Origin of the sequence: Nitrosomonas sp. Nm51, from assembly GCF_900111165.1 — a bacterium.
Classification (GTDB): Bacteria; Pseudomonadota; Gammaproteobacteria; order Burkholderiales; family Nitrosomonadaceae; genus Nitrosomonas.
In genome coordinates this window covers 1-6,312 of record NZ_FOGH01000081.1, presented here as the reverse complement: position 1 = coordinate 6,312, position 6,312 = coordinate 1, and the positions used below count along the sequence as shown (strand labels likewise).

The following is a 6,312-nucleotide window of genomic DNA, read 5'->3' as shown; positions in this document are numbered from 1 at the left end:
GAAAGCGGCTTTGAACCGGTTTATGATCGAATTCGAGGATCGACTGATTGAGTATGTTTAACCCAGACAGTTACACAGTTTAATTTACAGTCCCTTTCACCACCGATTGAAGGATCAAAATTGATCCACCAGATTTCTCCCCTTTTAGGAACAATGGTGCTATGTTTCGTCATGGGTTAAATCAGTTATGCTTTGTTTAGCCCATTCAAGTGCTTCCTGTTCACGCTCTCATCGGCGGCCATAGCCGTATAGCCCGCTTCAATATCATCAGCGACGACGTGCGGTCGTGCCATATCATTCAGGAAGCGGCTGATATTGCCGCGTCCTATACGTGCATGTAATCCCTTATAAACTTCGTCATCTACTGTAATGGTTAATTTCTTCATCATGCTACCTATACGTATCTAATACGTATTGTTGCATATCGCTGAATTGAAAGCAAATTATTATACCCAGACTTTCCATGCAGCGAATTATCACTTTCAAATTTTCACGCAAGTATATATTGAGGCTTCGTCCCTCGCACCCGCAAAGGTGAAGGTGTTGCCCGTATTAAAATTCTTTCCTCCTGCCCTATTCGGACATTCCTTGCGCAACAAAACTTTTTAAATCTGCCCTTGCAGTTTTATATATATTACGATGCGATAGTTTGTGATTTATCGGTGGATTTTACTGAAATTGTTATTGACGACGCATGACTGGGTATAGGAAAAATAAACGCCCTTTTTCATCAAGCTGAAATGTACTATTGTAAAGCAGGTTTGCAATGAATTAGGTGTAAAAGTTGTCAGAGGTGTCCTGTCAACCAATCATATCCATATGTTTGTAGAGATACCGCCACATATATCAGTAAGCTATTTCATGCAAAGGGTAAAAGGGCGTTCGTCACGAAAGATCCAACAGGAGTTTCCTGAATTGAAAAAGCGGTATTGGGGGCAATGTTTTTGGGCTCGAGGATACTTTTGTACAACGAGTGGAAATATAACTGACGATATTATAATGCAGTACTTGGAACAGCATTCAGACAAAGACTAACGGCTTCTAGCCATACCCGAACCTACCGGCGCCAGCCGGTAGCGGTTCAGTCCTTATAAATAATGTTGTTACTCGAAAACTTATCGTTAGATACCTTCCATATGGCGTGCAATAGTGCTATCGAGCATTTCGAGGTGGTCTATTAAGCAACACTTCACCCGAACGTAAGCCAGTATTCAGCAAAGCTGGTTAACTGTATAAGTTTTACTAGAACAAACTACCACTTTACAAGCAAGACCTCTGTTACCGATTCATATTTTTAAAAAATGCAGGGGGAGTTGAATTTTATTTCGTCAATCATATTTATATTTCCATGCGTATTTTTTTATGCATAAAAAACATTCTATATACTTTGAATATCAGTATGAATTTATTGTGATAAAACTAATGTAGGAGAAAATACAATGAAGAAAATTAGCACATTGTCATTTTTACCGTATATTTTACTTGTTGCACTAATTTCTCTACCCCTTTATGCGGAAGAAAATAAACCTGCTAATAGAACTGAAAATCCGGCTGAATCATCAGTATCGAAGCCAACTGAAAACACTAATGTAGAGAAAAAGGTTACCCAGGAACGAGAAAAAATTATCAAAGAAGCGGTAGCTGCTATACAAGAATCAAAGAAAGCGCTGACTGCATTGGAGAATAATAAGAAAAAAGCAGCTATAGATGCGTTAGAAGAGTCATTGGGTAAATTAGAAGTTGTACTTGCACGGGATCCGGACTTGTCGTTGGCTACTATAGATACAAGAATTGCTATTCATGACCTATATACATCCCTAGAAGGCATTAAACTAGCTAAAAAGGAAGCGGAAGATTACCTTGAAGACAATAAGGTTCAAAAAGCACGAGAGCTCCTTAAAGATTTAGCTAGTGAAGTTATTATTAGAACAACGAGTATTCCACTAGCAACATATCCAGATGCCTTAAAGGCTGTTGTATCTCTCATAGATGAAGACAAAACTAAGGAAGCGAAGACTGCTTTACATGCTGCGTTAAGCTCTTTAATAGTAACCGATTATGTAATCCCGTTACCGTTTGTCAGGGCTGAGGAAAACCTTTATATAGCTGAATCTCTAGCTGAGAAAAAAGACCGCACAGAAAAAGAAAACACTTCATTAGCAATCTTACTGGAGGACACACGTACTCAACTGAAAATGGCTGAGGCCCTTGGTTACGGCAATAAAGTGGTTTACGAAAAGTTGCATGAGCAAATTGACAGCATTATTGCAAAGACCGAAGGAAACAAATATGGAAAGGGCTATTTTGATGAAATTTATAAATTTCTTTCAGAACTTGTTAGGCCTCTCACAAAAGATGAATAACGAAATACGATAAAGAATTGTTGAGATCACTTTTAATGCATGCATACCATTTATTTCGCCGCGCCGATCAAGATGAATCCAGCCCAGTTTACCGGCGCGGGAAATTGTTCACGCGTTGCCAGCATCGCCTGCTGCAATGCTTCGGTTTTATTATCGCGCGAAATTAGTTGCCGATAAAACGATTTCATTAAATATTCAGTCGGCGTATCCGGTACCGACCACAGCGACACGATGACGCTGGCGGCGCCTGCGCCAAGAAACGACCGCGACAGGCCTACTACGCCATCGCCGGTGATCCTGCCCGAGCCGGTATCGCAGGCACTGAGCACCACTAAATCGCTGTCAAGTGTAAGCCGTTCTATCTCTGAAGCGAGTAACAACCCGTTATCGGTTGCAGAAGGGGCGAGCACCAGAGCCCCGGGAACGCCTTTAGCAAAATAATCCTCCAGTAGTCCGTGCGTCGCAAGGTGAATAATACCGGCTCCAGACATGCGCCTGACGACTGTTTCCTTGCTCGCCTGCGCGCCTAGTAGCGGTGATGTCTGAAGCAGTTTCGCAACCGCTATTGCTTCGGCTTGCGCTCCGGGCAGGTTGGACAATTTCATTTGACGCCCGTCCGCGGTGAATAAATTGTCCGATCGCGCCGGGTTGCCGACGACCAGCGGCGCCAGCCTGTGTTCCGGTCCTCGGCGGGCATGATGCAAAGCCGTCAGTACCTGTAATGACGGGGCGACAGAGATCGGAAATTTATCCACCAGCTGGCTGCCGTCTTCCAGCTGCAAGGCTGCGAACGGAACCATCAGCAGCGGTCCCTGCGGTATAACAATCAGTTCCTGTCCATTCGGGGCCGGCAATGCAGGCATTACCTTTGTCAGTAGCAGGCGGCTGAGTCCGGATAAAGCGCTCTCAGTCCGTGTGCCCTGCGCGGTTGCCCTGGCTACGCCTCTGACGCCTGTGCTTAATTGATGCAACGCGTCCTCGACCTGCCTTTGTAAAAAAGCGTCGGCCGCAATGCCGGCGTCCGGAACCGGGATCGCGATATCGACAAAAACCGGTTTTTGTTCCGCGCTGATGATCCAGGTATACAGCTTACTGAACTCGGGCAGGATGGAATACACGATAATAATCGCATGGCGCTGTCGCGCCAGTTGCTGTGCCTGTTCGAATTTAAATATCGAAGCCTGTGTGTTGTTTGATGCAGCCGGTTCGGAATGATTGCGCTCCAGTAACCTGATAAAGGCCTGCGCCCGGCCTTGTTCGGCAATTTCCAGAGCCTCCTCGATCCGGCCCTGGGCCACCAGCACCGCCTGCAAAACCCGGTATGGCGTTATCTGCACATCGAATAGCGTGATGTAATAGCGGTCAACATCCGATACCTTGGCGCGCAGGGTCTTTCCCAATCGAATCGCTTTATCCAGCAAGGCTTCAGCCTGTGCCAGATCCTTGCTCAAAAACAGCGCCCAGCCTAAATGGGTCTGGCCGTAAAATATAATGCGCTGATCGTCGAGTTGTTCCCCTAAAGCGATGCTCTGTTTTAACATCCCGATAGCCGTAGGGTAGTCTCCCGACATGATCCGGTTAGCGCCAAAGTTTGCCAAAGCCCTGGCTTCGCCCAGACGATCGTTCAGCTTTCGAAACAATGCGAGCTCCCACCGGTGCCAGGCCGCCGCATTGTCCATATCACCGAGCTTGGCGCTTACCAGCGCCAGATTGCCCGCCGCCTGAGCTGCACTGGCGGGGTCTCCGATACTGCGGGCGATATTGAGTGCGCGCTGGTAGTAATCCCTGGCCTTGGAATACGCATGCAACAGATAGTAGGCGCTGCCCAGTCCTCTGAGCGCAGCACCTTGGCCTTTCAAATCATCGATCTGTGTCATTTGCCGCAGACTGATTTGAAAATGCTCGATAGCGGCAGCGTAGTCGCCCAATAAATAATAATTGACGCCCAGCTTGCGATTGATATCTGCAGCCAGATCTTTCCTGCGTAATTCGCCTGTAATCAATAATGTCTGCTTGAAATACCGGGTCGCCTGCAGGTAATTTTCCTGGCGTTCGGCCAGATTTCCAAGCTTGTTCAGTGTCAGTGCTTCGCGATGGCCGTCATTTGTGGCGCGGCTTAATTGCAAGGCTTCTTCCAGGTGTTTTCCCGCTTCGGAGAAATCGTTTTGCTGCAGGCGGATTTCAGCCAGATTTCCGAGTGCTAAAATCAGTCCCTCCGTCTGCCGGTGCGCGCGGGTCAGATTCGCCAATGCCTGATAATACTTTTCAGATCGCACCCAGTTCTGCTTTTTTAAATTCAAATAGCCCAATTTTTCCAGCATGTCCGCTTGATCAGGTAATTGCTGTAATGTCTGGTATAAGCCGAGCGCTCTGGCATAGTATTGCTCGGCTTCGATAGGGCGGTTTAATTTTTGATAGGCTGTGGCAAGGTTTCGCGACAGGCGCGCCTGTTGTATTAAATTCCGGTCTGTTTCGTATAGTTTCAGGGCTTCCAGCCAGTAGGGCAGCGCCTGCTCGAAGCGGCCTGTTTGTATTTCAGCAATTCCCAGTTGAAACAGCCGGTCAGCTCGGGTTTCATTTTCTGCTGCAAAACTGTTTGCAATGGTGCAGTTGTAAACGACCAAAAACACCAGAACCGTTCGCATGCTCCATCGGATGATAGTTCGTCGCCGAACGCAACGCGGTTCCGGCGGACTGCCGGTCAGCCGGCTGCCGATTTGTATCAGGGATATGGGAAAAACCATTATTGATCTCCTCAATCGTCCTGTGATAACTACCGCCAAAAAGTGAGCAGCAGAATTTATTCGCCCGTCTCCTAGGCGTTATCAGCCTCCAGCTCCGTCAAATCTTCTACATCCGCCAGATCGGCGAGCAACCGTGTGTAATTTCTGAGTTGGGCTTGCAAATCGTGCAGTTCACGGCGGAATTGTGCACATTGCTCGGCCGAAGCAAACGCGCCATGCTGGCTGCGCCGGTGCCACTTGGCGGTAAACGGCCGTACCATCTGGTTGAGTATAATGACCGCAATACGGGTAAAACCAATGCAGGCGCGCCCGTGCGTCTTGATGGTCTGGCGGGTGAGCGTAAACAGCGTATAAACGCTGTCGAGCGCGGTCTGTTCCACGCCGTCTTCGTTGGGCAGCGGCTGCGTCGTGATGCGCGTCAACAACTCGACATAAAGATCCCACGCCGCATCCTTGTCCGGATCGCCCGGTTTCCAGTCCATATCCAGAACCGGCGTTTTCACTCTCAGCCCGGTGAGCTGCCACTTTTCAAACAAGTCTCTGATTTTCATAGCATCGCCTTGTAGTGAAGCGGGTTTTACAGGGTGGATCGGCGCAGCGTCAACCACCCGAATAAACGGTGGAAGACGCTGCGTTTTTCCACATTACTTTTATAATAGGGTGTATTCAAATAGTTATAATAACGCGTATGACTAATAGTGTACGCGGAATGTGCTGAACATGAGCGATATTTTTTTATGCCTATGAACAACTCTCAGTTTTTTCTGTCTTATTCAATAAGATCAACAAGATAAAGGAATGGTGATGAAAGGCAAAGAAATGACTTTGATGGATTGGCAGAAACAATACGGTACAGAAGAAGGCTGCGCACAAGCATTGATTGAGCAACGCTGGCCGGAAGGTTTTCGCTGCCCATGTTGTGGTCACGATGGTGGTTACAGTATTAAGACGCGTGGCTATTGATAATGCAGTCAATGCCACAAACAAACCTCATTAACGGCAGGCACCTTGTTTCATTCAACCAATCTGCCACTAACCAAGTGGTTTTGGGCAATTTACCTGGTTGCATCAGATAAAGGCGGTATTTCTGCTTTGCGTTTATCCAAACAAATAAACGTATCCTGGATAACCGCCAGCAGAATGCTGCGAAAGATTCGCATTGCCATGGGACACCGGGATAGCATATATCGATTACATGAATTGAT

The 6,312-nt window shown here is 47.1% G+C and carries 5 protein-coding genes and 1 pseudogene; 3 read left to right on the top strand and 3 right to left on the bottom strand.

Annotation, left to right across the window (positions count from 1 at the left end):
- Positions 1-185 precede the first annotated feature (185 nt).
- Positions 186-389: a hypothetical protein gene (locus BMY60_RS14395; RefSeq protein ID WP_218141713.1), complete on the bottom strand. Its 204-nt coding sequence runs from the start codon at positions 387-389 to the stop codon at positions 186-188.
- A 340-nt stretch (positions 390-729) separates the two neighbouring features.
- Here BMY60_RS14395 and tnpA point away from each other — a divergent pair, with 340 nt between their 5' ends.
- Positions 730-1,035 (top strand): IS200/IS605 family transposase, encoded by a 306-nt coding sequence (gene tnpA / locus BMY60_RS16515; RefSeq protein ID WP_218141714.1) that lies wholly within the window; start codon positions 730-732, stop codon positions 1,033-1,035.
- Positions 1,036-1,439: 404 nt separating this feature from the next.
- Entirely contained in the window at positions 1,440-2,363 is a 924-nt protein-coding gene (locus BMY60_RS14385) for a YfdX family protein (RefSeq protein WP_090334560.1), read from the top strand.
- Between the two features lie 50 nt (positions 2,364-2,413).
- On the opposite strand, the gene BMY60_RS14380 is transcribed toward BMY60_RS14385, so the two are convergent.
- Both BMY60_RS14380 and BMY60_RS14375 read right to left on the bottom strand, forming a co-directional pair.
- Complete coding sequence (locus BMY60_RS14380) at positions 2,414-5,107, bottom strand: CHAT domain-containing protein (RefSeq protein ID WP_090334558.1); 2,694 nt, start codon at positions 5,105-5,107, stop codon at positions 2,414-2,416.
- Positions 5,108-5,178: 71 nt separating this feature from the next.
- Positions 5,179-5,658 carry a hypothetical protein gene (locus BMY60_RS14375; RefSeq protein WP_090334557.1) on the bottom strand — a complete coding sequence of 160 codons (480 nt, stop codon included), beginning with the start codon at positions 5,656-5,658 and terminating at the stop codon, positions 5,179-5,181.
- Between the two features lie 253 nt (positions 5,659-5,911).
- Here BMY60_RS14375 and BMY60_RS14370 point away from each other — a divergent pair.
- Positions 5,912-6,312, top strand: a pseudogene (locus BMY60_RS14370) (transposase); the annotation flags it as partial.

Bases quoted from the DNA above. Each gene is read 5' to 3' on its own strand.
- BMY60_RS14395 (WP_218141713.1), bottom strand. From the start codon at position 389: ATGATGAAGAAATTAACCATTACAGTAGATGACGAAGTTTATAAGGGA.
- BMY60_RS14385 (WP_090334560.1), top strand. From the start codon at position 1,440: ATGAAGAAAATTAGCACATTGTCATTTTTACCGTATATTTTACTTGTT.
- BMY60_RS14380 (WP_090334558.1), bottom strand. From the start codon at position 5,107: ATGGTTTTTCCCATATCCCTGATACAAATCGGCAGCCGGCTGACCGGC.
- BMY60_RS14375 (WP_090334557.1), bottom strand. From the start codon at position 5,658: ATGAAAATCAGAGACTTGTTTGAAAAGTGGCAGCTCACCGGGCTGAGA.